This window comes from Corynebacterium sp. ZY180755, from assembly GCF_054331495.1.
Window position 1 is genome coordinate 2,002,211 of the sequence record NZ_CM135811.1, and the last position, 24,620, is coordinate 2,026,830.

Below are 24,620 nucleotides of genomic sequence, written 5' to 3' on the forward strand. Positions count from 1 at the left end.
CTGCACTATTTCCCCCACACAGCCAAACGGGAGCGCCTTCAAAAGGACACTCCCGTTTGTGCGTGCCGACGATCAGAATGGGGCCGCAGGTTCCTTGGTGCTCTGCTTACGGGTTGTTGTCACCGAACGTGGCTCCTTATTCGCCGCTGCCTTGGCAGCGGCGTTGGCACCGGAGCCCTCAGGCTCGGCCGCCGCCGCGGCGTCACCGGCGGTGTCTGCCGGCGGTGGGACGTCGGAAAGATCGGTGTCTACCAAGCCCTCATCGCTGTGGGGAGTGTCCAGCTCCACCCCGTCCAGCCTGACCTCGTCGTCGGCAATGCTGCGGCGCGAGCCCGCCACATACCAAGACAGCTCGAGGCCCACGTTGGTGGCGCGCAGAACCGGGCGGGAACGCTTGTTGCCGTCCTTATCCTCCCAGGAACTGGTGTACATGTAGCCGTTGGCCATGATCGGACGCCCCTTGATCAGGGACTTCTTCACGTTCCTCGCCAGCTGGCCCCAGCACTCAACGTCAATGAAGAAGTGGTCCATGTCCACCCACTCCACCGCGCCCGCGCCCTCTGGGTTGTAGCCGGCGTTAGCCAAGTTCTGCTGCGCCTGCGCCGCGCTGGCGGGATCCACCTGGCGCTGCACTCGGCGCGAACAGGCCACGCGCATCTTGGTCACGTAGTTGTTGTTGCGGGTCTTAGTAAGCTCTGGGTCCTCAATGAGGTTGCCCATGACCGTTACCGTATTGTGCATAGTGATTGAGTCACTTTCTCCGCCACACGTGGCGGTGTTCGGTGACCTTCCCTTAGGTTTCTTTCCCGCCCCAGTAAAAGAGGAAAGATCACAAAGGATTAAGTACTGCCCCACCACGTAGAGCCTTAAGGTGGCGCACCTCCCACTGTGGCAAGGTACAAGCGCCAACGCCACCCGCTTCGAGCAAAAGTGCCGTTTCTGTGGATAACCGCACACCTGCGCCAGGCGTTTTCCACAGGCGCGGTGGCTCATGCCCAAGAAGAAGGGGCGTACACGCTGCTTAGACCCTTGCCACCAATGCCTCTCCTGCTCGCCTAACCAAGGACACCACCGCTTGTACATGAGCCGAAGCACAAAGAAAGTCACCTGTAGATCAGGTCTTCTGCTCTACAGGTGACTTCCTTAGGGTAATGAAGGCTTAGGTATCCGCCCGCTTTTGTCGCTCGTCCTCAGAGACGGTGTCCTTGGATAGCTTCTGTGCCTCTCGCTTGGCGCGGTTCACGGACTGCGCCTGGGATGGGCGGGAGTGGGTGGCACCGCCGGAAAGCTGCGCCAGCATAGCGTTGTATGCGGCAAGCTCATCGTCTTCATCGATGTCATCCGCCGTAGCTTCGCCGGCGGCCACGGCCTGCTCGTGGTGCTTGCGGGCGCGCTCGGCCTTCTCATCAAAGGCCTTGGTCTCCTCGCGGTCCTCGCGCAGCCACAGCATGAACAGCGTGCCAAAAACGATCACCAGTGGGAAGGAGCCGGACGCCCACGCGATGCCGCCGCCAACATCCTGGTCCGCCATCAGGTCCACCTCGAACGGCAGCTCCAGCGAACGGTAGAAGTCCTCTGCGAGGATCTGTGACAGCTGCATCAGGTACACGCCAAAGTAGAGGTGGAATGGCATGGAGAACACCAGCCACGCAAGACGCTTGACCACGGAGTTGTACGCCGGCTTAGGATCGCCACCAATCATCTCCCAGTAGTAGAGGTAACCAGAGCCCAAGAAGACCCAGTTCATGATCAAGTGGCCCGCGTGCTCAGAGACCATGAGGTCATACCACGGCGTGATGTAGAGCAGGTAGAAGATGACCACGAACTGGATGGTGTTAAACCACGGCTTCATCACAAACGCCAGCGTGCGTGACTTCAAGAACGCCTGAATCCACTCGTGCATTCCTGGGCGCCCCGGCGCGCCAGGCTTAATGGCCTTCAGCGCCAGCTCGATGGGGTTGCCCAGAACTAGGAACACAGGAATAACCATGGACAGCACCATGTGGGCCACCATGTGCATGGAGAACATGGCCGTCATGTACAGGCCCACGCCGGAGCTCATGCACACGGCCAGGCTGATCGAGCCGAGCAGGAACCACGCCGTGCGCTGCCACTTCCACTCCACCCCGTTGCGGCGAAGACGCAGCACGCCCCAGATATAGAGGAGGGAAAGGATGATGCCCAGCGTGCCGAACATCAGGTCAAAACGCCACACGGTCCACACGCTGGTCAGTGTTGGTTCCTTGGTGACCTCGTAGCCCATCTCCAGGATCATGGGCGACAGTTTGATGTCACGCGGTGGCGGTGGCGGGGTGCGCGACATGGAGGTGGCAACGCCCATGATGGCCGCCATGAATACTGTCTCCACGATGGCCACGCGCGCGAACAGGCGCGTGGATCCGCCCGCCGCATTAATCAGCGGGATGGTCTTCTTCCGGTGGTACCAACCGAACAGCGCTAGCACGATGGTGAGCACAAACTTGGCCACCACCGTACCGCCGTAGGCCACGGTGAACAGGTCCTCAAAGCGCACGCGGATGCTGGCGTTGATCACGCCCGTCACGGCCATCACGATCGCCGCGATGAACGCAATCTTGGAGTATCGCGCAACGGCCACACCCATATCTGGGCCGAGCCTGCGCGCGTGGGCGATCAGGCCCAGCAGGCCGCCCACCCACAACAGGGCGAACAAAATGTGCCACAACAGGGAGTTAGTACCGTAATCATGGTCACCACCTGCCGCGGAGTGGCCCGACAGCCCCAGTGGCGCGGTGGTCAATACGGCGCCGACGAGCCACACCGGCTGCCACATCCACCGCGACGTAAACAGGCTCAGCGTGCCCACCACGAAGGAGATGCCGGCCACCATCAGCCACACGCGCGCGTCAGCCACCTGGCTTAGCGCGGTGGCGATGCCATCGACGCTGAGCACGCCGGCGAGGGGCTCGCCGGCGACGTCGGAAAGCACCAACGGCACCATCATGAGGCCTATGAGGCCAAAGCCAAACAGGGCGAAAGAGCCCGTGCGCTGCGCGACGGAACCGTCCGCGGACAGCGTTGCCGACTGCAGGTCATCCGTGCGCGGCGCCAGCAGGAACGACGACGCCAGGAAGCTGCCCACCGCCAGCGATACCAAAAACCACCCCAGCGCCCGCAGGAACGGCAGGCCCGCCAGCGTGAGCGGACCCGGGTCCGGGATGCCCAGCGCCGCCAGCGACTCGCCCGCAAAAGACCAGCCCAGCACCGCGGCCACCAGGCCCGCGACCAGCCCCAACATCACGTACAGCGGCCACGTGGAACGCACCGACGCACCCCCCGAACGCGCAGCGCCCGCATGCCCCTGCGGCCCGCGCGCCTTTCCCGACGACGACTCTTGCGTCATAGTTTCAGCCATGCCCTCTAGGGTAACGCAGAGACCAGCCAAACTCGATACCGCAAACTGAGGCGAGAACGGATTACGAAAACCCTGATTACGTTGGCCTCGTTCGAAATTCACGGGACCTTCCAGTACGCAGCCTCACGTTCATTTCTCAGCATCTGCTCCACAAAACAACGCCCCCGTAGACTCTATTAATTAACCAGACCCACGACGCAGAGCAACTCGTTGAATCAGATGTTCGATTGATTAATTAATGCACGGTTCCGTGTCGCTACTTCCGAATAGTCTAGGGACGATTGCAACAAGCAACATCCCCCAAAAGTGATTTCACTCACTATTCGACTAAAAAGTAGCCGGGGACAATTTTGAGCTTTAATATTTAAGTTGAGAATTGAACCTCAGTAAGCATCGCCTCGTTTGCGATGTTGATTGCTCCAGCCGGTGACTTTTTAGTTACCGGCTTTTTTCATACCCCTCCACGAAAGGATTGGCATGTCTCGAAATTACAGGGTAGGCATTGACGTCGGATCTTTTTCGATTGGTTTCGCAGCCATCGAAGTCAACGAAGACAACCTCCCGATTAGCATCCTCAGTGCCTCGTCTCTGATACATGATTCAGGTCTGGATCCAGACAAAATCAAATCTGCTGTAACTCGACTTGCATCCTCAGGTGTAGCCCGACGAACCCGCAGGCTTTACCGAAACAAGCGCCGCCGTTTGCTGAAACTGGATAAATACATTCAGTCTCTAGGCTGGCCTACAACGGAATTTGAAAACTACGAAGACCCATTCCTGCCATGGAAGGTCCGCGCTGAGTTGGCGCTTAGCTATGTTGAAGATGAGACAGAGCGCGGTGAAAAAATATCTATGGCGATGCGCCACATCGCACGTCACCGCGGCTGGAGAAACCCATACTCCAAGGTCAACACGCTGCACACCACCACTGCCCCATCCGAGGCCTTCAACACTGTAAAGGAAGAAATCCACAAGGCTACTGGTCGTGCCATTCCAGATGAAGTCACCGTCGGGCAGTTGATTGCTCTATGCAGTTTGGGATCACAGAAGCTACGCGGAGATGGCGGTGTCCTCTCAGCACGTCTGCAGCAGAGCGATCACGCTAACGAGATTTTAAAGATTGCCGAGACCCAAAAGCTGGACCGCACGACGACAATTGGTCTCATCGACGCGGTTTTTGCAGCCGAGTCCCCCAAGGGCTCTGCGGAAGGCCGCGTTGGAAAGGATCCTCTCCAACCGGGTAAGAAGCGCGCATTGAAAGCGACGGATAGTTTCCAGCGTTACCGCATCGCTGCACTGTTGGGAAACTTGCGGATCAGGCAAGAGGGCAAGAAACGCGTACTAACCAAGGAAGAGCGCCTGCTCGTCTTCGATTACCTAGTAAATCTGAAGCACTCTGAAGAGCCAACTTGGCTCAAGGTTGCGGAAATCCTCAACATCGACCGTGGCCAACTACTTGGCACAGCAACAATGACCGACGATGGCGAGCGAGCAGGTGCAGTACCACCAGTTCACGGAACAAACCGCGCAATACTCAGGTCAAAGCACAAGGAGCTCATTAGCTGGTGGAAGCAAGCTGATAAGAATGACCAGCGAGCAATGATCAAGGCTTTGGCCAATGCCGAAGTTGACGACTTCGATTCTGAATCGGGCGCCAAGGTTCAGGAATTCTTTGCGGGGCTGACCGATGAAGATCATCAGAAGCTCGATTCACTACATCTACCTATTGGTCGCGCCGCTTATTCCGAAGACACGCTGGAGCGCATCACCTCGAGGATTCTGGATGAAGGCGTGGACCTCTACCAGGCCCGCCTCGATGAATTCGGAATTGCTCCTGATTGGGCTCCTCCGGCACCGCCTGTGGGTGAGCCGGTTGGAAACCCTGCTGTTGACCGCGTGCTCAAAGCTGTATCTCGCTGGCTAGAAAATGCCGTTTCTGTTTGGGGTCCACCTCTGTCTGTGAATATCGAGCACGTTCGAGCAGCTTTCACTAGCGAGGCCGTCAGCCGTCAAATAGAACGTGATCAGGCCAACAGGCATAAGCGCAATATGGCTCTGTTCGCGGAAATGCAACACAAATTGGGTGTCAAGGAGAAGCCCCGTCGCTCTGACCTCTGGCGATACCAATCCGTTCAGCGCCAGAATGGCCAGTGTGCTTATTGTGGTAGCCCAATTAGCTACGGCAACTGCGAAATGGATCATATTGTCCCACGCGCGGGACAAGGCTCTACCAATAAGCGAGAAAATCTCGTGGCAGTATGCCACCGATGCAATCTGCAAAAGCGCAATATTCCGTTCGCTGTATGGGCCGAGCAGACATCCATTCCAGGGGTTTCTGTAAAGGAAGCAGTTGAGCGCACGCGCCACTGGATTACAGATCCAGGCCTAAGCGCAAAGGACTTCAATAAGTTTAGGTCTGAGGTTGTGACCCGCTTCGAGCGGTCCGCCGTTGACGAAGAGATTGATGCTCGCTCGCTAGAATCTGTCGCTTGGATGGCTAACGAACTTCGTGGACGTATTAACCAAGCATTCCAAGTACACGGCACCAGCGTGCGTGTGTACAAGGGTGCTCTTACCGCTGAGGCTCGTTATGCATCTGGCATTGCCCGTCGATTGGTGTTCATTGATGGCCACGGCAAGTCCCGCCTCGACCGACGCCACCATGCCGTTGATGCTGCAGTAGTTGCTTTTGCAACTCCATACGTGGCAGAAGTACTGGCGCAACGAGTTAACTTGCGCGAGGAGCAACGCATCACTGGTGGCCCTGAACAGTGGAAGGAGTTTACCGGCGCAGACGAAGCACACAGGTCAGAATGGCGCCGCTGGGTCACTCGCATGCAGGCTCTCGCAGAACTGCTTAATGCTGCTCTTGCAGAAGATGAGATTGTAGTGATGTCTAACCTGCGCCTGCGCCTAGGAAATGGCCTAGCCCATGAGGAGAGCATCCATAGCTTGGATAGGTCCCTCACCGTGGGAAGTGAACTTTCTACAGCAACAATCGATAAAGCTGCAACGGAAGCTTTGTGGTGTGCCCTGACACGCCACCCTGACTTTGATCCGAAGAACGGCCTTCCTGCGGACCCTTCACGAACAATCAAGGTCAATGGCAAGACCCTGGCTGCCGATGACAAGCTGGAGTTCTTCCCTGTTACCGCTGGCGCCATGAAGCTGCGCAACGGTTACGTGGAGCTTGGTTCCGCCTTCCATCACGCGCGTATTTACAAGATCACCTCTGGCAAGAAACCTGTTTTCTCCATGATGCGTGTCTACACCGTTGATTTGCTGAAACACCGCCACGAGGATCTTTTCTCCGTGGAGCTTAAGCCGCAAAGCATGACCGTGCGCCAGTGTGAGCCTAAACTGCGTGCTGCTCTTGCCGATGGCACGGCTGAGTACCTCGGTTGGCTAGTTGTGGATGACGAGCTTCTCATCGACACCACAGCATTCAACACTGGCCAGGTGTACACCACGCAGCAAGAGCTGGGAACCATCAGCCGCTGGAGGCTGGACGGATTCTTCTCCAATAGCAGACTCCGCCTGCGTCCTCTGCAAATGAGTGCGGAAGGACTCAAGAGCAATGCTAAAGATGATCTGAAAAAGATTATCGACGCACCAGGCTGGAGGCCTGCAGTCAACAAGCTATTTACGTCTGGAGACGTGGTTGTTATAAGGAGGGATGCATTAGGACGTGTTCGTCTGACCAGCGATGCTCACCTGCCAATTTCTTGGAAAGTGCAGTAGCAATGAATCCGGGCTGGAGGATTCTCGATCTCACCGCATTCAGCGGATCGCTTACTTACGTGCGTGGGCGGCTTAAGGCAGTTCCAACCGAGAATGACACACCTGCCGTTGAAGTTCCCTTATCCCATATCGCGGTTGTTTTGGTTGGAGTGTCCACCAGTATTTCAGGTGCTCTTCTCACCAAATTGACGGAGTACGACGTAGCTGTAATGGTTTGTGATTGGAAAAATGTTCCCCAAGCAGCAGTTTTTCCTTGGTCAAGCCATACACGTGTTGGGGCACGCCAACTGGCGCAAGCTCACATGCCGGTTCCACGTATGAAGTCCGCTTGGGCAAAGATCGTTCAAGCGAAGGTGCGAGGGCAAGCCAACAACTTTAAGGACACGGACACACTCACTGCTAGCAAGCTGCGTAGCTTGGCCCAGCGTGTCCGGTCTGGCGACCCCGACAATATTGAGGCTCAGGCTGCCCGCCTGTACTGGAGTAAGTTTGCTTCCGATTCAGCTTTCCACCGTAACGGAGGTGTTGGTGCCGATCCGATCAATGCAGCACTTGACTATGGTTACTCCGTCCTGAGAGGTTATGGTGTCAGAGCCGTCTTGGCCTCTGGGTTGTGTGCCTCCATCGGTGTATTTCATCGTGGCAGGTCAAATCCTTTCAACTTGGTGGACGACCTCATTGAGCCATTCCGGCCAGCAATTGATCATGCTGTCGCACATCTTGACATTGGCGATGAGTTACCCCTGAGTAGGGAAACTCGAACTGCTCTTGTTGCGGCTGCTGACTGCCAGTTCCTCGAAACTGGCGAAGGCATCTCCACAGTTTTCCAAGACTTCGCGCAGAGTTTCGGACTCTACGCCGAAGGCGAATCTTCTAAGCTATCAGTTCCCTCTTGGCAAGGGCCTTTCTGATGCCGCGAAAGGATAGCGAACCCATGTGGAGCGTTGTGATGTTTGATCTCCCGGTCAAAACTGCGAAGGAACGAAAAGAGGCGACTCGGTTTCGGAAACACCTACTGGATAACGGTTTCGCGATGGCGCAGTACAGCGTATATGTCCAATACCTTCCGCTGGCTAGTAGGGTGTCCACTTTGGTGAAGGGCATTAAGAGGGAACTTCCCCGCGGTGGCGACGTAAGAATTCTCTGTGTCACGGACAACCAGTGGTCCAAAACCATTCGTTTTTCCAACCAAAGTGAGGAAAATGTTGAGGAATTACCACCCCAACTAACCATTTTTTAACAGCCCAAAAACCGGTTTTCCTATGGTGAAAACCGGTTTTTTAGAGCCTCTGAGAAGTCTATCAGGGTTATTGAGAATTGAACCCCAGCGTGTGGATGAGGTGGTGTCTGAGATGGTGAAGTCTATCAGGGTTATTGAGAATTGAACCCCAGCTGTCTGATGGTAGGTAGTCGATGTCGAGGAAGTCTATCAGGGTTATTGAGAATTGAACCCCAGCAATGGCGCACGGGGGAACCTGGGCTTGTGAAGTCTATCAGGGTTATTGAGAATTGAACCCCAGCAAGTGAGTAGATTTTGAGCTTCATTAGAGAAGTCTATCAGGGTTATTGAGAATTGAACCCCAGCACGAGAGAGTGTTTGAGCTAACAGACGTGAAGTCTATCAGGGTTATTGAGAATTGAACCCCAGCTAGATGATCCTCGCTGCGCTCGGCATCGGAAGTCTATCAGGGTTATTGAGAATTGAACCCCAGCTACGGCGTAGGCGAGGTGACGCGGTGGGGAAGTCTATCAGGGTTATTGAGAATTGAACCCCAGCCATTGCCGACGTCCTTACAAACGGGGGTGAAGTCTATCAGGGTTATTGAGAATTGAACCCCAGCAGGTCATGAAGAAAGACACCACTTATAGGAAGTCTATCAGGGTTATTGAGAATTGAACCCCAGCTCCACTCTGCCAAGGAATACACGGAAGGGAAGTCTATCAGGGTTATTGAGAATTGAACCCCAGCTACACTGACTTCACTCTAGTCATTGATAGAAGTCTATCAGGGTTATTGAGAATTGAACCCCAGCTATTGATGAATGTGGTCATTCGAGGTTTGAAGTCTATCAGGGTTATTGAGAATTGAACCCCAGCGCATTCCTACGACGAGCATTCGGCTTAGGAAGTCTATCAGGGTTATTGAGAATTGAACCCCAGCTGCTGGTTGGTGGTGAGCTGGTTGCTGAGAAGTCTATCAGGGTTATTGAGAATTGAACCCCAGCTTATTGATGAGATTGACCGCATGTCTAAGAAGTCTATCAGGGTTATTGAGAATTGAACCCCAGCACATGGAGGACGCGGCCATTGGTCAGGTGAAGTCTATCAGGGTTATTGAGAATTGAACCCCAGCTATAGATTCATTCATGTCAGCAAGACAGGAAGTCTATCAGGGTTATTGAGAATTGAACCCCAGCAATCAGCTGGTATTCAACACGGTTATAAGAAGTCTATCAGGGTTATTGAGAATTGAACCCCAGCTGACACGCAGTCACTGGGTGACGCGGTGGAAGTCTATCAGGGTTATTGAGAATTGAACCCCAGCGGGTCACCCCGCGTGATGTTTGAGAACTGAAGTCTATCAGGGTTATTGAGAATTGAACCCCAGCATTTACCGCGTGCGCTACCACGGGAACAGAAGTCTATCAGGGTTATTGAGAATTGAACCCCAGCAGTCTTTTGCGCAGGCTGTTGTCCCAACGAAGTCTATCAGGGTTATTGAGAATTGAACCCCAGCTTGGTCACCTGTAAAAAACAGTGATGAAGAAGTCTATCAGGGTTATTGAGAATTGAACCCCAGCACATGAGACTCAGGTCATCGTAGGCTTGGAAGTCTATCAGGGTTATTGAGAATTGAACCCCAGCTGCATGGGCAGGTCTTTAAATACGGTGACGAAGTCTATCAGGGTTATTGAGAATTGAACCCCAGCAAGGCGCTGAACGCTGAACGTGAAGCACGAAGTCTATCAGGGTTATTGAGAATTGAACCCCAGCGGCGTGGACTGACATGGAGGACGCCGCCAGAAGTCTATCAGGGTTGTTGAGAATTGAACCCCAGCTCATGCCGGAAATGGTTCCCGTTGGCGAGAAGTCTATCAGGGGCCTTAAGAATCGAACCCCAGCCCCGCGCTAGCGAAGATGAGCCATGTCTATATAGTACTTCGACTTTCGAGAAATTAACTCCAGCGAATGACTCCGCCCGCGTTTTTACGATCGGGCAATGAGTGCGCTAATCTTGTAGTTTGCTGGCCTCCATAGCTCAGTGGACAGAGCAGAGGGTTTCTACCCCTTTGGTCGCGGGTTCGAATCCTGCTGGGGGCGCTTTGTCATCAGTCGGGTCATACTTGACAGTATGAGTCGGGACATGATGGACAAACCGGCGGGTTCAGAATAAAAATCTGAACCCGCCGGTTTAGTTTTTGGCGGGCTCGCATTGCCTCCTAGTGAGCAAGTGCGAGTTACGTCCCACGCGGCGTCGGATGGATGAGCGCTAATCGCGATTGAACACACAAGAAGCTAGGCGATCACCACGTCCACTCAGGTGGCACCCGCCGCAGCCCAGCCCTAGGCATGCCGGCACACTCCGACCCCTCATCGACTCCTCTTTCCTTTGGCCGGCACCAGACCACAAGATCATCATTCAGGTGGCCTCCCCAGCCTTCACTGAACTGATCTCAACGCCCCGAAGCTCCCTACCTGGGAACCCTCGCCACAATCATTCCGCGAGAAAGCGGCACAAAACTAGCCCACTCCCCTTGTGCGTTACTTAAAGGAAATGGACTAGTTGAAAAGATGTGCGTTAGGCGTTGACGAGCTCGTCTTGCGTGGCCTCTTGGTGTGCTTCGAATTCGCGGTTGACCTTGCGCACGCGGTTGGCGCGGACGGTCAGGGTGATCAGAAGTGGGACCACGGTGAAGATAGCCAGTGCGATGATTGCGGTGACGTAGGTGCTGCCAAGGTCACCTTGGGTGGCGTAGACGAATGCGTCGCGGCCGTACTTCATTGGGGTCAGTGGGTGCAGGATCTGGAAGATGCCCGGCACGGTGGGCAGTGGCCACACACCGCCGAAGGAGAACATTCCTAGCGCGAATAGGCCCAGCATCGCTAGTGCGCCCGTCACTCGGCCGAGCAGTGCGCGCAGCATCTGGTTGGTTGCCGCGGCGGCACTTGCCATGCCCAGGAAGGCCAGGGCGATGCCGGACTTGGACTGAGGGCTCCAGCCCACCATGCCGGATCCCACTGCCAGGACGGCGAGGATAACTAGGCCTACAGCTACCAGTCCGAGGAAGGAGATGAGGGTAGGCCCAACGTAGGAGGTGCGGCGGTTGGTGCCAAATACGTGCGGGATGCTCATTGCGGCAACGGCCATGAGTAGGAAGCCGAACACCAAGATCATGAGCATGGATGCGCCGCCGGAGAGGGACTTCACGGTTGGGTCGGCTGGATCCACAACCAACTGGACTGGGTTGGCGTTGGACTCAACGTACTTAATTGGTACCGCTACCTGCTTGGAGGAGGCCTCCACGTTGCTGATGGTCGGCGCAGATTTGGCGCCTTCGCCGAGCTTGATGGACAGCTCGGTGGTGCCGTCCTTGAGCTGGGCGGAGCCCGCCTTGAGCTGGCTCTGGCCGTTAAGCAGCTGCTCGGTGCCGGCCGCGAGCTCGCCGGAGCCGGAGTTGAGCTGGGTGGCGCCGTCGTCAAGCCTGATGGCGCCGTCATTGAGCTGGGTGGCGCCGTCGTGGACCTGGCCGATGCCGTCCTGCAGGCGCAGCATGCCGCCTAGGTACTCAGAGGAGGGGTCGGTGAGCATGTAGTGCAGCGTCGCGGTGCCCTCCTTCAGGGTCTGCAGCTGGGACACCAAGTTGTCTGGGTTGTTGGCATCCAGCTGCCCCAGCACGCCCTCCAGTTTGGTGGCCTGCTCGTTCAGCCCCACCTGGCGCAGCATCGGGATGACGGGGCGAACCTGCGCCGCCAGGTCCTGCGCCTGCTTCAGCGCTGGAACGGCCATGCCTGTGAGCTTGCCGACGCCGGCATCAATCTGCCCCGCACCGTCACCAAGCTGGGCGGTGCCGTCCACCAGGGTGGCCGCACCGTCACGCAGCTGGGCGGTGCCACCCACCAGCGTGCCGGTGCCCGCGGACAGCTCCTTGGTGCCGTCGTTAAGCTGCTGCGCACCATCGCGCAACTGGTTCGCGCCAGCGTTGAGCTGTGCGGTGCCGTCATAGGACTGGGACAGGCCCTCGTCGATCTGCCCGGCGCCGCTATCAAGCTGCTTGGAGCCGGCCGCCGCCTCCTTGATGCCACCGCCGAGCTGATTCACGCCGCCGATGAGGCGCTCAGCATAGGACTCAGAGATGGACGACGACACGGAGGTCTTGATCTGCGGCACCAGCGCGCCGGTCAGAACAGAGCTGTTGGTGCCGTTGAAGTCATTGAACTCGAAGGCAATTTCCGGCGCCTTAGGCTCCTCATCCATCAACGTGGCCACATCCTTGGAGAAGTTCTCCGGGATGGTCACCGTAAACAGGTACGTGCCGTTAGCCAGACCATCCTTAGCCTCCTGCTCACTCACCTCCGCAAAGGAAAGGTAGTCACGCGCCAGCAGGCCCTCAACCACGGACTCACCGAAGTTTGTGGTCTCACCCTCCTGCTCGATGCCCGCATCCTGGTTCACCACCGCAAGATCCACCTCGCGCAGGGACTTCGACGGGTCATACAACGCCCACATAAAGACCATCGCCGCAAGGATGGGAAGAACAATCAGCAACGTGACTGCAAGCTTCTTCCAATTCATGCGACGGTGGCCTTCACCGAAGTGCAAAATGTCTTTCTGTGATGCAGTAGAAGCAGACATAGGGTTGATACCTCTCCAAGATCTTAAGAAAGCAACCTGCACCATCTTGAGCCCGATGTGCGCTGGGTCACCTTCTTATGTGGGTCAGGTCACAACAATATACAAAGAAGTATCGTTTCCGAAACATTTTTCTTAAAAAATTTTTGGCAGCTACACCCTTTCCGCCCCTGCCAACTAGCCCCCGCTGGCCGCTTCCGAGGGACATCTCTGCGCTAGTCTACTGCTGCTGAATACCACTGATGGACACTTGTAATCGCCCTCCTTGCCTGCCGCGCGCCAGCACCCGGCGCGCGTGGGCTCCACAGGGGCGCAGCCTTGGATAACAGCAGCGCGCCTCATCAGTGCGGCGCTTCTGGTCGGTGCTGTCTTCTGGTCAGTGCGGCAACCCTCGACTAACGCCGTGCCCTCGGTTAGTGAGGTACACCTAGACCCTCTACCCCACCACCAGCCCCCTTACAAACAAAAAGGCTGCCCCAACCGGGACAGCCTTCACAACACACTCCGCGAGCTAAATCGACTCACGGCTTTCCATAATGCCTGTTGCCGCCCCAGCAACACGATCAATCAGCGGCTCACCGGAGTCAGTAATAGCCTGCTCCCCAGTACCGGCATCAAGAACCACGTACCACTCGCGGTCATTCTTCTCAGCAGTGCCCTGAATAACGCACACTCCATCATCGAGCATCTCAAAACAGTGCACACCATCTTCACAGCCCGTCTCGATCCACAACGACAGGTACGGCGTGCGCTCCATGACGCGATCTAGCAACTCATCTAACGTTTCTGGCTTTACCATTCGAACGCTCTCACTTTCGGCTTAGTGTGGGCGAACTAGCGAACCTTCCCCTCGCCTCACGGCAAGTTCGATCACTAGTAACTATGCCTGCAACTCTCCCCAATATTCCCCTTGTTCGCAAGACAAAACTAAAACTTTTTCCAAAAAGCCAGCTCAACACCCTTAAGCGAGGCACCCCCTTTTATAGTGGGGCCAAAGACTCTCCCTAGTTACCGGACTAGAGAGATCAAAGTCCGAACAATTAGATTTTCTCGCTTTTCAGCAATCGCCACCGCTTGCTCCACAACACAATGCTTTGTAAGTACCCGAACAAATGCAATAAAAACGACCGAACTTAGCAAACACCGCCCGAGCACTAATGGCAATCATGCAATCAGCAGAACAACCCTTCCCCCTGAATACTTACCTCCCGAACAGGCGCTAGCACTGGCGAGCTTCAATCCTCACTTACGAGGTTGCTTGCGCTTCCAGTAGTGCTTTTCGGAGTTCATCGTCGACAGCGTAAATGTAAAGACCTCTGACGCCTCGGGTCATAAGAACGTTAAGCTGGTTACGTAGCAAATCCTCAGCAACTGACACTTTGCTTCCATCTGACATCGTCCTCTTGCGGACGACATTCGGATTGAAGCTCTTACTTGCGTCGAATTCTAAGATTCCGTTGCGCATACGCACAGAAGGACCAATGATCACAGCGGCATAGTTCAAGTCAAAGCCTTGAATAGTGAAGATCGATCCGACTTCATCGATAGTCTGTGGCCTTTCTGCCCATGACTTCATTTTGTTTTCGCGTTTTTCTTCGCGAGTGTAGTCGCGCTGATTATTCCATGGTTTGGAAAACTCACCGATCTCTACGCACCAAGGACCGCCACCTTCCGGTTTATGCCCAGTCGTAAACTTCCAGTCATAGGTGGCGATCAGACGAGAGATGCCTTTTTCGAGTGTTGTTTCCTCATTTGCTAGAGGCCGAATCGCCTCGTGCATGAGCGTCGGGTCTTCAAAGATCCTGATCTCATACTTGTCTTCACCAGGCTTAGGCAGCGGCGTGACAACGCCCTTGTCAAGAAATGTTCGAATCCACTTCTCAGCGGGTCCATCCGAATCGATACGCATTTGCTGGGTCAGCTCAATGATTGTATGTTTTTCCTCGTCAAACAGCCATTTCATCAGGGATTCCTCCCAGAACTGATTACCTGCCAACGCCTGCATTGGGTCAAAGATTGCGATGACAACACGAGCTAGCTTAAGGATATCCTTCAGCTGATTATTACCACGGTAAGATTGCTTGCCTTGAGTCCACAAAAGGTGAGCTTCATCGATAAGAACTACGTCTACTCGTTCCCCATCTTTGTGTTTATTGATGAAGCTTGTAGGTTTCAGGACACGAGGCCTCTTCTTGCTGTGAATACCAAGCTTCTCTGCAATCGTTTCGTAAACCTTCAGCTGCTCATCATGGTTGACTAAAAGGTAGGCATCGAGATCCTGATAATCGAATACATCATCTATTTGGTCGACTTCTCCCTGGTAAAAGTCATAGAACAAGCTACTCATTAAAACCGTCTTGCCAGTGCCCGCGGCCCCTTGGACGAGGATTAGTTTGGCGTCCTCAGAAGCTGGAATCTCACTAAGGTCTGGACTCCGCATCACATCAAATGTGGCGTCTACAATTTGTTGCTTAGCCTGAACTTGTTCCTCGGTGAGTTTATGGAATGGTGAAGCCTTGAAAAGAGCAGAATCCTTGATTGTCTTTTCAAGCGGGAAGAGCTTCTTATCGTGTTTGCGGAGCTTCTTCCAGATGTCAGTGAAAACTTCATCAAATTGATCTTTAGTGAAGTAGTCCAGCTGGTCATTCGTACGTCTATTAAGGCACTTCACTTCTTCAGTAGTCTCATTGGTGCCGAGGTATAGGAGGAGTTTGTTCTCAACATCCAGGCTCATTGACTTAGTAAAGAGAGTGTTTGCAATGACGAACATCGTTGAATCTTCGTCACGAAGCTTCAACCAATTCTGAGATGCTGTTAGCTTCGCTTTCTCGCCAGAAGACAGGTCAGCGAAATTCTCTGGGTTCTGTAGGTAATCCAGAGCAAGTTTTACATCGCCCTTCAAATGCTTGTTAGTGCGCTGACGAATGGAATTGGATTCGCCGATGTAAACCTCGTATTTCGGTCCTTGCCATTCAGAATTCCGTGATGTGTAGATAACGTAAACCGTGGGGTAATCCAGGACAAACTTCGAACGAGTCTCATCGTTTTCCATCAACTTCAAGAATTCTTGAAACGAAGCCTCGGTGTAGTCGACCTTCTCGAGATAAGTCGTCGGCTTTAGGTCAGGACGCATAGATATAGATTAACGGCAGACAGCATTCAAGAACGTTAATTCAGACCAACGATCTTTACTTTGAGTATTTGCGGCTACTTCCTTTGAACTCCGTCACGGGATACTTAGACCTAGTTATCTCAAGTTTTTCCAAAATTAGCGACTCAGGATCTTCACCGATTTTATCTGCAAGCATGTAGCAATAAGTCAGCACATCCGCGAGTTCGAGACGAACGTTTTCAAGGGTTTCAGGGTTTCCCCATTGAAACTCTTCGAGTAACTCAGCCGCTTCAATGCTAATGCTCTTGGCTAAGTTCTCTGGCGTATGGAACTGGCCCCAGTCACGATCCGCAATGAATTTCCTAAGCTCCGCTTTGAGCATGTAATCAGTCATACTTCAAAGCGTAGCAACCCCGCTTTTATACCTATCGCTACAGCATTTTAGAATCTCACGCGCTGCACGGCAGCGCCTCGCCCCGCGGGTGCGGGGCGCGTGCGGTGTTGGGGCGCCGGAGGGTTTCCTTATTTAACCGGCACCACCGCGAACGCGCGTGCAGGGAACCCATCCCCCGCCGCGGGCTTCGGCCACGTAGCCACAATGAGGCCACCGGCTTCAGGAAGTTGATCCAGATTTGTCATTAATTCAATTTGCCAGCGATCCTGCTGGAGCCAATACAGCTCACAGGCAAGCTCGCCTTTGTCGATCCATGGGCCTGGATCCGTATCGGTTGTTTCGTGACCGATCGCGGTGATTCCGCGCTCCTTCAGCAAGAACTCAAGTGCTTCACGTGACCAGCCGGGGCAGTTGCAGTGGCCTTCAGCATCCTTGCCGTACATGTCATTGTCTTCCCAGCGCTTGGACCAATCTGTTCGCAACGCAACAAAACTGTTAGCGGGAATCTGGCCATTGCGTTCTTCCCAGCCTTGAAGATCCTCGACCGTTACGGCGTAGTTTGGATTGGCTGCGACCTCATCCACGATGTTGACAACTACCAGAGGGAGAATCATCTCCTCCACCGGTAGCTGATCTAAGGTTCTAGCATTCTCAACAAAGTGCACCGGTGGATCAACGTGTGTGCCCCACTGGCCGGGGAACGAATACTTGGTGACGGAAAAACCGTCATTTTTCACGGTGAATACGGTCTCATTAGTTTGATCAGGCAGCGCCGCAAACTTTGGCTGCCCCGGCTCAAATGTGTGCGTGAGATCAACAAACTTGTAGTCCTGCGAGTGCAGCGCCTTAGCGATCTCCCACAGCTTGTGCTCAGTCATATTCCCTAGCCCCTTTCACCTTTGGGTGTGCGATGTGGATGTGGTGTTTTGGGTTTGCGCACGGTGTGCGCACGCCGATACTGGAAAGACTAAGAAGCTCGCTTTGGGGTGACAAGCATTAGCAGGATTTTTATTCGCCATCATGCTTTTCATACGTTTACTGTTGCTCGGCTGACTTCCGTTAATTGCACTGGGTGTTTGTTGGGTCTTCCGGCGGCATTACATCCTGCGTGTGCTCTTGGGGTTTCCCCTTAGTGTCTGCTGCGGGGGTGTTCCCGGCGCGGTGGAGTTGCGGCGCCCGATTGAGCCACGGCTAAAGGCTTCTTGTCGCTGGCTTTCCTTTGTTCGTGCCAGCTACGGCCTTTTACTTGGGTTGCTTGAACCGCGGTTTTCTATCGGCGTAGTGCTGCGAGGATGCCAATCACGATCAGTGTGAGCATGGAGCCTGCCGCGGCGACGCCAGCGAACAGTGCGGTGCCACCTACAAGGGTGCTGCCCATGACTCCGTAGCCCAAGCCGACGCCCACGAGGACCGCCGCGATAAGAAACATGACTCCTGCTGCAATGAACCATGAGGTAAGGCTTGGCGGTTGCTGGTGTTGGGGATGCGGTGCTGGGGTGCTCTGGGGCGCGGGGTGTGTGGCATTATCGCGCCTGTGTGCTGGTGGCTGCTCGGGGCGTGTGGGCGCGTCGGCGCTGGGTACCTGGGGCTTGTGTGCCTGCGGTTTGTGTTCCCGTGGCTTATGAACTGCGCGGTCACCTGGATCTAGTGAGTAGGGATTTTCGGGCAGGTTCTGCGCTGGTTGTGGCTTAGGCGCCGCATGGTCGGGTTCCTGGATGTCGGGTGCATCCTGCGGATCCTGATACACCGCGTCCCCCACTAGGTGTGATTCCACCCAGTTAGTGAATACATCCATGGGGATAATCGGCTTGCCAAACTCCCGTGCCTGGGCTTCTTTGCCGTTGGTGTTGTCTGGCTCATCGGTGATCAGCGCATCCGTTTTAGTTTTGGTGACGCGCTCAGACAGCTCGAATCCGTACAGTTCACAAAACTCCGACCACGGCGCGGTGGATGGGTAGTTTTTGCCATTTACTGTGCCGTAGCCCTTGAAGGAGAGGCGGGCACCGGGGAGCAGGATGGCGTCAAGATCTAGTGGGGTGTCAGGGTGAGTTGGTGAAGTCATAGGCAACTTTCGTTTAAGGCACGATGATTTCCATTAGAACACCCCAGCATGACTGGGCTCTACCACTTAAGAATTTTCTAAGCGGATTCTTCATGGATTCTTATGTGCCTCTTAGCTGCTCAATCGCTTCCACTTTTCTGGCCTTTCCTACGGCTTCACCGGTTACACCTTGTGCTGGTGGCCGCAAGAGGCGGCATGACTCCCTCACGGCCTTAGACTCCGTAGCCTGCTTCTAGTTAGCTGCGGGCAGTAGCCGTCTGCTGGACGGCAATGTGATGGGGCGGGTAACGCTACATCGCGATCCAGCTTGGCTCGATGGTGAGAGTGATGACGAACGGGAGTCCCTGGACGTAATCCTTGGCGCTGCTCAACCACATCAGCACAGCCGAGCGCTCGCCAGCGCACACCAGGCGGTTGTTTGAGGTGACAGTCCTGCGCAGCCTGCGCCAGCGGTGAAATGTGCCACGCTGTGGCCTACTGAGGGGGTAGAAAACTACGGGCTTCAAACCCCCTACCTTGGCGGCGATAATTGATGAAAACCCCTAGTCAAAGGCCATAAAAGGCATTATTTAGAAAGGTTTCCCAAACAATTTCATAACTTCTTAAGTTTTTCTTTACAAGTTTTAATACACTAAGCCGGTACGTCTTTTAAGAGTCGTTACACCCCTCATTTTCCATTAGGAATCTCATCGAAGGCCCAGAATCCCGTGCACCACCAGCCGGACGAATCTGGGCCTTATCCTTTTCTTTGGTTTCCATTTAGCTCACTAATCTCTCCTTTGTGGGCCAGTGAAGTAGCATGGGATCAATCGTCTTTAGGAAAGGTTTTTTGCAATGGCACTGCCTCCACCATCAATGAACTCCCGCGCACTCGTCACCGGCGCCAGCCAGGGTATCGGCATGGCCATTGCGCGCGACCTTGCCAAAATGGGCCACAACCTCATCATCGTTGCCCGCCGCAAAGACATCCTTGATGAACTAGCTGCCGAACTCAACCGCAAGCACGCCGTGACGGTGGAAGTACGCGCCCTTGACCTCGCCGACGCCGAACAACGTCGCGAACTGGTGGAGGAAATCCGCGACCGCGAGATCAACATCATTATCAACTCCGCCGGCATTGCCTCCTTTGGCCCCTTTATTAAGCAGGACTGGAGCTACGAAACCAAGCAGTTCGACCTCAACGCCGCAGCTGTATTCGAACTCACCGAAGCCGTACTCCCCGGCATGGTGGAGCGCGCCATAGGCGCGATCTGCAACGTGGGCTCCGCCGCCGGCAACATCCCTATCCCCAACAACGCCACCTACGTGTTCACCAAAGCCGGCGTGAACGCCTTCACCGAAGCCCTGCACTACGAGCTCCGCGACACCGGCGTGACCTGCACCCTGCTCGCACCGGGACCGGTGCGAGACGCCGAGGTTGAGGACCCGTCGATCGTCGATAAGGTAGTGCCAGACTTCCTGTGGACCACCTACGAATCCTGCGCCAAAGAAACCCTCGAGGCCATGGCCGACGGCAAACGCCGCGTAGTACCTGGCCCACTGTCCAAGGCCATGAACATAGTCTCCCAGGTTGTCCCCACCCCGCTGCTCGCACCACTGGTGGGAAGCTTCTACAAGAAGATGGGCGAGTAACTTCCAGTTTGGTTAGTCCTATTACAGGACTCCACACAACGGGACTACAGCCTGAGCCCTACGGCGGAAAATACTTCCCATGGGCTCGGGCACCGCACACCCAATATCCTTGCGGCGTCTGGCAATAGAATCCGCTTCTTGGACTGCGGATTCGAGACCTCATGAGTAAGAATCTGCGCCCCATAATCCTTTGCTTGTGCAATCAGCATCAAGTCTGCAGAATCAGCAAATTCATCCTTAGCGTCCTGCGTAAAAATGCTGTGATGCATCAAACGCCCAATTAATCAGCGCAGCGACATTGGCTGAAGTTTTTTCTAGGCTGTAGCCAGAAGGTTGTAGGTATCTGTGATACTGCCCACTGCGCCAATCTGTCATTTCCTTGATTGATTTCCTACCGAACAGCATCAATGGAGAAGAACACGCCATTTTGATGTTGCGATTCGAGCCACGTCCAAAATGACGGTGCTAGATCGAATGAATAGTAGGTTCGAGCAGCAGCCATGAAGATATTTGCATCAAGCAGATACATCATCAGCTCCTCGCCCTAATAAACTCTGCATAGTGCTCAAGAGAATTCATCGACTTAATTCCCGTCAAACTCAATGCGTACATCGGCTGCAGTTTGCCAGCATTGAGTTCGCGAATAACTGCTCGAGAAAAGCTTTCACCGATCCGAAAACGGCGGATGTAGTTAATATTTCCACCGGAAGAAACCTGCCGTTGTTGGGCAATAATCGACTTGAGTCGGTCTAATTCTTGGCCGTACAGCTCTGAAAAGTCAGAGCGACTAACTTTTCCGATTCGCTTCAGCGCAGCAAGAATTACAAGCGTGCCACAACGATAAATCCGAGACAGTTCCTCAATGAGCTCAATTAGATCTTCGCTATAAGAAGGAGAAACTGTGCGATCGATCAACTGGGCCTTCAAATGCTCCGATGGCACAAGAAATTCAGCCGCTACCTCGTTACACCATTGTTCAGTGTCATTTCCCGAAGGCTCTCCTAGTGTCTGGTTCCCCAACGCCCCAATACCTCGCCACACGTGGGCGAGCTCATGAGCAAAAGTAAACAGCTGGCCGTTCATAGTCTGACCCCCATTGACAAAAACCAAAGGAGCCATTCGAGAGACTAACGAGAAACCGCGAAACTCTTCGGGGTCAAGTTTTCTATGCGTGTTGTCACCGACCATGGAGTTAAACATCGCAAGACCGCCGATAGCCTCGAATGCGGCAATAAGAGCATTACGTTGATCCTCGACAGAACCGTGACGCTCATTCACCTCAAAACTCAGTATCTGACGCATGTGGTCCGCAGTTTGCCGGGTCGTCCAATTCCCCGCGATACCAACAACTTCAGTCTCCGCGTAACCATATTCCTTGGCGGTTTCTTGGTACCAATTCTGACGACGAAGGCACGTGTTGATGACTTCATGTAACTCAGGAGAAACAGTTACGCCACCGGCGAAACCGTCACGAAAGTCCACAATTGGGAGCGAACGCTCAGGAATCCTATCTAGGAGAAAGTACCCGTAAGGAGTTCCTACCCGAGAAGCAAAACTTCTCAGCTGCCGCCACGTAGGCTGACTATCTCCGGAAATCCACTCTCGAATTTTGGGGTATCCCTCTAACAGTTCGGCAGAATCATGAGCTTGTTCCGCAGCCCAGCGAACGACATCAGGATTTACTGGTACACGAACTACCATTTTCTCCTCCTATGATGACGCCGTTGCCTTTGAACCTCCTATTGTAGGCAACGCACGAGGGGCAGGAGAAGAGAATTCGCCAATTGGGGGCCATCCTCAAGCACTCTCGCGATTAAGACAAGTTGATGAGGCCCCTTTCTATAGCAAGACCGGTATCCTTTCAGGCGCGCACCTGAACTTCTTGAAGCCAACAACAGCGGGAGGCAAGTTGACTCTAAGCGTTTAGCATGTGACCTACAATGGATGGTCATGAGCGAAAATGTTGCACCAAAGAACGACCGCCTTGTCTGGATCGACTTGGAAATGACCGGCCTGGACATCCACACCCACACCATCGTGGAAGTGGCAGCGCTAGTAACAGACGCAGACCTCAACATCATCGGTGACGGCGTCGACCTGGTAGTCCATGCCACCGAGGAAGAGCTAGCCAAGATGGATGACTTTGTGACCAACATGCACGCCTCCTCCGGCCTGACCGAAGAAATCCGCAACTCCACCGTCTCCCTCGCTGAGGCAGAAGACGCCGTCCTCGCCCTCATCGAGAAGCACTGCGACCCCGAGCACCCAGCACCACTGGCCGGCAACTCCATCGCCACCGACCGCTCCTTCATCCGCGAACACATGCCACGCCTAGACAAGGCCCTGCACTACCGCATGATCGACGTCTCCTCCCTCAAAGAACTTGCGCGCCGCTGGGAACCACGCGTGTACTTCAACCAGCCAGACAAGGGCCTCGCCCACCGCGCACTGGCAGACATCATCGAGTCCATCCGCGAGCTCGACTACTACCGCCGCGCCATGCTCCGCACGGATGTTTCAACCGAAGAAGCCGAGGCCGCAAAAGCCGCCGCAACCGACAACTACCAGCGGTTTTTGAATTCCTAGCTATTTGGGCTAATATAGTCCTCGCTGCTTTAAGCAGCGATGGTGGCTGTAGTTCAGCTGGTAGAGCACCAGGTTGTGATCCTGGGTGTCGCGGGTTCGAGCCCCGTCAGCCACCCCAAAGCCGAAGCCCTGAGCTTGAGAAATCAAGCTCAGGGCTTCATTGCTATCTCAGCCTGGCGACGGAAACCGCCGAGCGGCACGGGCCACGGGACTTGGTGTGGCCTATGCGGCGTCGGAAAGCATGCCCGACGGTTGATTAGCCGTCCACGTTGCCGGCGGACCATTCCTCCCAACTCATGTTCCAATCACCCAAACCATCGTAGACAGGCAAGGTCCCGCCGACGGTGTTCTTCACGCGGACGATGTCACCCCGCTGGGAGATGCTCATAAACCACTGCGCATCAGCATCCGTCATATTGATGCAACCATGGGAGGTGTTGGTGTTACCCTGCGCCCACACCGACCACGGTGCGCCGTGAACATAAATGCCCGAGTAGGACAACTGCGTCGCGTAATTCACCTTCGTACGGTAGCCACCATCCTCGTGAGCGTAGCCGAAAGTCTCAGAATCCATGATCAAACTCTCGTGCATATCCCCCACGATGTAGCGCCCATTAGGCGTAGCCCAACGCTCAACATCACGGCCCAAAGACACAGGAATCTCACGCAAAAGCTCCTGGTTCCGGTACACCTTCATGGTCTTGGTCTGATCATCAACGATGGAAATCATGCGATCACCAATAGTGAAACTGGTGGAAATGTCATCCGCACCATACATGCCGTTACCCAAGTCCGTACCGTACAGATCAGCCTCAACCTCAACCTCAGTACCGGACTCCCACGGATACTGCGGGCGCCAACGCACCTCATAGTCACTGATCCAGTAGAACGCGCCATCTACCTCAGGCGTGGTCTTGATCGTGATCGCATCCTGCGCGGCCTGGCGATCACCGACCGCCGAGTCAAAGCGCACGCCCACGGTCTGACCGACACCCACCGTGGAACCGTCCATCACGTTAAACCACGCGGACGCAGTGTAATCCGGAGCCACAGTCTGGAACTCAATGGTGGTTTCCTCACCATTTTCATCCGTAGCCACGATCGTGTACGTGCGGTAGTAGCCCAAAGTTTCAGCGGTCGTCCACGTCATCTTATCCGCGGACAACTCCGACTCAACCTCGTAGCCCTCCTCATTAGTCATGACCACATCCTTGAGCCCCTCGCCCAAAGACTTCACCTCAACCGGAACAGACGGATCAACATCAGTATCACCATCCTCCACCGTGGCGACCGGCGCCTGGCTTTGCGCTGTTTGGCTTTGCGCGGTTTGGCCTTGCGTGGTTTCTTGCTCGGTTTCTTGAGAGGCTGCGTTATCGATAGTGCAACCAGCCACCACCAGGGACAAACCGGCAATAACGGAGACCAAGACAAGACCGCTTCTGCGCACGCTAACCAACCACCAATCCAACGAGACACGAACAATCCACGGAAGCACCCAATGAGACTTGCTATGAGCTTCTCAGTGAGGCGAGACCCCAATGAGGCACGAACGGCCTTAATCCTAAGCCCCACCAACAAACATTTCACAGCGAAACACAAATGTGTTGCCGAAGCGTTATCTTGCACCCAACGCTTGGTAACGAACTGCGCATATTTTCGTAGGTACGGATTTTCCGTGGCCACGGATTGTCCTTAGACACGGATTTTCCTTAGACACGGATTTTCCGTGGGCGCGGATGAAGTTTCTCGCCATCCGATTAGCTTTGCTTGTTCCGCTCGGCTTTGGTTGTTCCGGTCAGCTTTGGTTGTTCCGGTCGGCTTTGGCTGCATGGGGAATGCGTAGCGTGC

At 54.6% G+C, this 24,620-nt stretch carries 18 protein-coding genes, 2 tRNA genes and 1 CRISPR repeat array; of the genes, 7 read left to right on the forward strand and 13 right to left on the reverse strand.

What is annotated here, in order from left to right; translation table 11 throughout:
- Positions 1 to 72 precede the first annotated feature (72 nt).
- Positions 73 to 1,083: a single-stranded DNA-binding protein gene (locus ACXM2N_RS09145; protein ID WP_458491112.1), complete on the reverse strand. Its 1,011-nt coding sequence runs from the start codon at positions 1,081 to 1,083 to the stop codon at positions 73 to 75.
- Positions 1,084 to 1,159: 76 nt separating this feature from the next.
- Positions 1,160 to 3,277, reverse strand: a complete 2,118-nt coding sequence (locus ACXM2N_RS09150) for a cytochrome c oxidase assembly protein (RefSeq protein ID WP_458491114.1) — start codon at positions 3,275 to 3,277, stop codon at positions 1,160 to 1,162.
- Between the two features lie 594 nt (positions 3,278 to 3,871).
- Between ACXM2N_RS09150 and cas9 the strand changes: the two genes are divergently transcribed.
- The 4 genes from cas9 (at position 3,872) to ACXM2N_RS09170 (ending at position 10,456) form a co-directional block, all read left to right on the forward strand.
- Positions 3,872 to 7,135 carry a type II CRISPR RNA-guided endonuclease Cas9 gene (cas9, locus tag ACXM2N_RS09155; protein ID WP_458488005.1) on the forward strand — a complete coding sequence of 1,088 codons (3,264 nt, stop codon included), beginning with the start codon at positions 3,872 to 3,874 and terminating at the stop codon, positions 7,133 to 7,135.
- A gap of 2 nt (positions 7,136 to 7,137) precedes the next feature.
- Complete coding sequence (cas1, locus tag ACXM2N_RS09160; protein ID WP_458488007.1) at positions 7,138 to 8,046, forward strand: type II CRISPR-associated endonuclease Cas1; 909 nt, start codon at positions 7,138 to 7,140, stop codon at positions 8,044 to 8,046.
- Between the two features lie 23 nt (positions 8,047 to 8,069).
- The gene (cas2, locus tag ACXM2N_RS09165; protein ID WP_458491116.1) at positions 8,070 to 8,375 is read left to right on the forward strand and encodes a CRISPR-associated endonuclease Cas2; all 306 of its coding nucleotides are present in this window, start codon (positions 8,070 to 8,072) and stop codon (positions 8,373 to 8,375) included.
- Between the two features lie 53 nt (positions 8,376 to 8,428).
- Positions 8,429 to 10,258: a CRISPR direct-repeat array (repeat unit 36 nt; unit sequence GAAGTCTATCAGGGTTATTGAGAATTGAACCCCAGC).
- 125 nt (positions 10,259 to 10,383) lie between these two features.
- A tRNA-Arg gene (locus ACXM2N_RS09170) sits at positions 10,384 to 10,456 on the forward strand.
- Between the two features lie 478 nt (positions 10,457 to 10,934).
- Here the strand turns inward: ACXM2N_RS09170 and ACXM2N_RS09175 are convergent.
- The 7 genes from ACXM2N_RS09175 to ACXM2N_RS09205 form a co-directional block, all read right to left on the reverse strand.
- On the reverse strand, positions 10,935 to 12,989 hold the full coding sequence (locus ACXM2N_RS09175) for a YhgE/Pip family protein (protein WP_458488009.1): 2,055 nt from the start codon (positions 12,987 to 12,989) through the stop codon (positions 10,935 to 10,937).
- Positions 12,990 to 13,497: 508 nt separating this feature from the next.
- Positions 13,498 to 13,785, reverse strand: coding sequence for a hypothetical protein (locus ACXM2N_RS09180; protein WP_458488011.1), 288 nt, complete (start codon positions 13,783 to 13,785; stop codon positions 13,498 to 13,500).
- Positions 13,786 to 14,232: 447 nt separating this feature from the next.
- Positions 14,233 to 16,038 carry a DNA/RNA helicase domain-containing protein gene (locus ACXM2N_RS09185; protein WP_458488013.1) on the reverse strand — a complete coding sequence of 602 codons (1,806 nt, stop codon included), beginning with the start codon at positions 16,036 to 16,038 and terminating at the stop codon, positions 14,233 to 14,235.
- Positions 16,039 to 16,174: 136 nt separating this feature from the next.
- On the reverse strand, positions 16,175 to 16,492 hold the full coding sequence (locus ACXM2N_RS09190) for a nucleotide pyrophosphohydrolase (RefSeq protein WP_458488015.1): 318 nt from the start codon (positions 16,490 to 16,492) through the stop codon (positions 16,175 to 16,177).
- Between the two features lie 128 nt (positions 16,493 to 16,620).
- Positions 16,621 to 17,370: a cyclase family protein gene (locus ACXM2N_RS09195; protein ID WP_458488017.1), complete on the reverse strand. Its 750-nt coding sequence runs from the start codon at positions 17,368 to 17,370 to the stop codon at positions 16,621 to 16,623.
- Positions 17,371 to 17,762: 392 nt separating this feature from the next.
- Complete coding sequence (locus ACXM2N_RS09200; protein WP_458488019.1) at positions 17,763 to 18,554, reverse strand: hypothetical protein; 792 nt, start codon at positions 18,552 to 18,554, stop codon at positions 17,763 to 17,765.
- A gap of 290 nt (positions 18,555 to 18,844) precedes the next feature.
- The gene (locus ACXM2N_RS09205) at positions 18,845 to 19,060 is read right to left on the reverse strand and encodes a hypothetical protein (RefSeq protein WP_458488021.1); all 216 of its coding nucleotides are present in this window, start codon (positions 19,058 to 19,060) and stop codon (positions 18,845 to 18,847) included.
- Positions 19,061 to 19,388: 328 nt separating this feature from the next.
- On the opposite strand from ACXM2N_RS09205, the gene cmrA reads away from it, so the two are divergent.
- A complete protein-coding gene (gene cmrA, locus ACXM2N_RS09210) occupies positions 19,389 to 20,186 on the forward strand; it encodes a mycolate reductase (RefSeq protein ID WP_458488023.1) in 798 nt (265 codons plus the stop codon).
- A gap of 44 nt (positions 20,187 to 20,230) precedes the next feature.
- Here cmrA and ACXM2N_RS09215 read toward each other — a convergent pair whose 3' ends face one another.
- From ACXM2N_RS09215 to ACXM2N_RS09225, 3 genes are all read right to left on the reverse strand, one after another.
- Positions 20,231 to 20,455 (reverse strand): DUF4411 family protein, encoded by a 225-nt coding sequence (locus ACXM2N_RS09215; RefSeq protein ID WP_458488025.1) that lies wholly within the window; start codon positions 20,453 to 20,455, stop codon positions 20,231 to 20,233.
- A 122-nt stretch (positions 20,456 to 20,577) separates the two neighbouring features.
- Positions 20,578 to 20,718 (reverse strand): DUF4411 family protein, encoded by a 141-nt coding sequence (locus ACXM2N_RS09220; RefSeq protein ID WP_458488027.1) that lies wholly within the window; start codon positions 20,716 to 20,718, stop codon positions 20,578 to 20,580.
- Positions 20,718 to 21,887, reverse strand: a complete 1,170-nt coding sequence (locus tag ACXM2N_RS09225) for an ImmA/IrrE family metallo-endopeptidase (RefSeq protein WP_458488029.1) — start codon at positions 21,885 to 21,887, stop codon at positions 20,718 to 20,720. Before ACXM2N_RS09225 ends, ACXM2N_RS09220 begins: the two co-directional genes overlap by 1 nt.
- A gap of 249 nt (positions 21,888 to 22,136) precedes the next feature.
- Between ACXM2N_RS09225 and orn the strand changes: the two genes are divergently transcribed.
- Together orn and ACXM2N_RS09235 are read left to right on the forward strand one after the other, a co-directional pair.
- Positions 22,137 to 22,772 (forward strand): oligoribonuclease, encoded by a 636-nt coding sequence (gene orn / locus ACXM2N_RS09230; protein ID WP_458488031.1) that lies wholly within the window; start codon positions 22,137 to 22,139, stop codon positions 22,770 to 22,772.
- A gap of 42 nt (positions 22,773 to 22,814) precedes the next feature.
- Positions 22,815 to 22,890: transfer RNA gene (locus ACXM2N_RS09235), tRNA-His, on the forward strand.
- A gap of 138 nt (positions 22,891 to 23,028) precedes the next feature.
- Here ACXM2N_RS09235 and ACXM2N_RS09240 read toward each other — a convergent pair.
- Positions 23,029 to 24,228 carry a L,D-transpeptidase gene (locus ACXM2N_RS09240; RefSeq protein WP_458491118.1) on the reverse strand — a complete coding sequence of 400 codons (1,200 nt, stop codon included), beginning with the start codon at positions 24,226 to 24,228 and terminating at the stop codon, positions 23,029 to 23,031.
- Positions 24,229 to 24,620 lie beyond the last annotated feature (392 nt).